This window comes from Streptomyces sp. SID3212, from assembly GCF_009865405.1.
In the GTDB taxonomy this organism is placed as follows: Bacteria; Actinomycetota; Actinomycetes; order Streptomycetales; family Streptomycetaceae; genus Streptomyces.
This window is the reverse complement of the sequence record NZ_WWJY01000895.1, coordinates 1-505: the sequence shown is the minus strand read 5'-3', so window position 1 is coordinate 505 and position 505 is coordinate 1. Positions and strand designations below refer to the sequence as shown.

Annotated in this window: 1 protein-coding gene; it reads right to left on the bottom strand. The window is 69.7% G+C overall.

The genetic code is table 11. From position 1 onward, the window contains the following. Positions 1-81: 81 nt before the first annotated feature. Positions 82-459, bottom strand: a complete 378-nt coding sequence (locus tag GT042_RS26630; RefSeq protein ID WP_161311266.1) for a hypothetical protein — start codon at positions 457-459, stop codon at positions 82-84. Positions 460-505 lie beyond the last annotated feature (46 nt).

Sequence of the window (505 nt, the reverse complement as noted above, 5' to 3'; positions counted from 1 at the left end):
CGTGTTGAATTGCAACACCAGTGGGGTGGGGAAACGGGCGCGCCCCCCGGCTGGATGCCGGGGGGCGCGGTGGATGGGTGGTCAGCTACCGCCGCCCTGCGCGTCCTGCCAGTGCGCCAGGTCGCTCAGGGATTCCTGCGCCATGAGGAGCATCGCCGTACCGCCCATGGCGCGGTACTCCACGAACCCGATCCCGTTGATCAGGCCGAGCATGTCCGTGGCGCACAGCCACAGCGTGGCCCCGGCGGACAGGTTGGCGAGCTGCTCTTCCGGGAGGGGGATCTCCCTGACCAGCTCGGTGAGCCGGTGGACGGCCTCCGACGCCTCCACGCCCGCCACGACTCCGGTCGGCAGCGAGACCGGGATCGGAAGGGCCGCGCAGACGGCGATCAGCATGGCGTAGACGGCGCCGATTCCCGTACGCAGCTCGATCATGAGCTGGTCATCTTCGTCGGACATTGCATCCCTTTCGGTTGGGTGGTGGGCGGGGTTCGCGGCCCCGCCC